We start from the raw sequence: 1616 nt of genomic DNA, 5'->3' as shown, positions 1-1616 counted from the left end.
AGGACCCTCAGCAAGTCCTACCGTTGCAGGTCAAGAGCACTTTCTGCGTTTCTGATCAACCACTGGACAGGCCATCTCGTGAAAGCGCGAGGCTAGGCAGTGTCGTTGGGGAAGTGCGCCAGCGGTTGTGGGGTGCGATGCCTGGTCCGAAGCCGTCGTCGCTGGAGTGGTCCGATCACGAACGCAGGGTGCCGCGGGGGTGGTTGCCCAAGCCGAGGGCGTCTTGGGCACTGGAACTGCGGGCAAGGCACCGCGACAGCGAAGAACGCCACCACCGCCACCACCCACCACAGCGCTGCCACGCCACCCCCATTCGACTCCTGCAACTCACCTGGAATTCAGCATGATTGCACGCGCCGGCCTCGAACCTGCGCCAGTGTCCGCCGACGGAGTCGGTGGGCCCTGGCGCCTTCCGGAGCCGATGGCGGGCAGGCGAGCGGCCCGCCTGTCGCGTCGGGTGGGCGCCGGGTTGCACTGCCCGGGGCGCTCATGTTGTCGTCGGAACGGTGGAAGGTCGCTGGTCAGCCCCGGGTCGGGCGAAAGCGAAGTCGTGGGTGCCTTCCGAGCAGTCCGTGCGGGTCCAGCTCGCACCGCGGCATCGCGACGTCCAGGAGGTGTCGCACTGGTCGGAGACCGCCTCGCGGACGTCGCGATGCTGCGGGGCCTTGCCGGGCTCGTGGACGGTCCGCGATCGACAGAGTGCTTCGTCCGAGAAGCCCCCGGCTTCAGCAGGGACAAGGACCTCGACAATCCTCGTTCTCGCCGGCCAGAGGCCTCCTACTGGTTACCTGACCATCTGCCGGACAGCCCGCCTCATCGGGCCCGAGGCCGGAGCCGGACGGCCACCCGGCACTGAAGCCCTGCAAGCACGCACCCGCGGAAGCTGATCACGGTTGCTCAGCAGAAGCAGCGGGCGCCGTACGGCGCGCGCCGGGCCGGCCGTCACGCTGCAAAGCACCGGCAACGGCCGCCGGTGCCGCCCGCTACGACAAGTCACCTGAAAGCTACTGCGTCGGGCGCCACGTACGCTCCGCAATGATCTCGATCGACGACCTCCTGAAGACCGCTGGCTGATCACGACATCACAGGGCAATACACCTGGTGCCTCTGGGAGAGATGGTGCCGGTGTCGTGAACTGAGGACTGTTCGAAGGCTCTGCGGGCACGGGTTGACATGACATGGCTGGGCCGACCCGCGGTCCGGCCCCTCACGTGAGGAGAGATGTATGAAGTCGTGGCGTAAGCGAATGACCTACAGTTGCGCTGCCGTTGCCGCTGCGGTCGCGATTCCGCTGACGGCTGGTTCCGCCTCCGCCGCCAGCTGGCACGACGTCGCCGGCGGCCCCGAGATGTACCCCGACATGGCCGCGTGCCAGGCGGACATCCCCGAGGCGAAGAAGCACTACCAGGACGCCACTTGCGTCGACAATAACGGGCGTATCTCTCTCTGGGCGCTCTACTGATCCCGTAGCCGGCCGCACCCCGCCGGGGTTCCTCCCTCCGGCGGCACCGCCGGCCGATCGGGGGGGTGCCTCTATGTGTTTCGGCAAGGCGCCCAGGCTTGGTTTGGGGTGGTTTGGCTTGCTGTGGTCATGCGGCGAGGTCGACGTCCTCGGG

At 67.6% G+C, this 1616-nt stretch carries 1 protein-coding gene; it reads left to right on the top strand.

The window, feature by feature from the left end; genetic code table 11:
- The first annotated feature begins 1225 nt into the window (after positions 1-1225).
- Positions 1226-1462: a hypothetical protein gene (locus tag ACFC02_RS42570; protein WP_376368408.1), complete on the top strand. Its 237-nt coding sequence runs from the start codon at positions 1226-1228 to the stop codon at positions 1460-1462.
- Positions 1463-1616 lie beyond the last annotated feature (154 nt).

Source organism: Streptomyces sp. NPDC056160, from assembly GCF_042268205.1.
Taxonomy (GTDB): domain Bacteria; phylum Actinomycetota; class Actinomycetes; order Streptomycetales; family Streptomycetaceae; genus Streptomyces.
The sequence above is the reverse complement of the archived record's forward strand: the minus strand, read 5'-3'. Positions and strand labels throughout refer to the sequence as shown.

What these genes read in the sequence shown, in the direction of transcription:
- ACFC02_RS42570 (WP_376368408.1), top strand. Translation starts at nt 1,226, where the DNA reads ATGAAGTCGTGGCGTAAGCGAATGACCTACAGTTGCGCTGCCGTTGCC.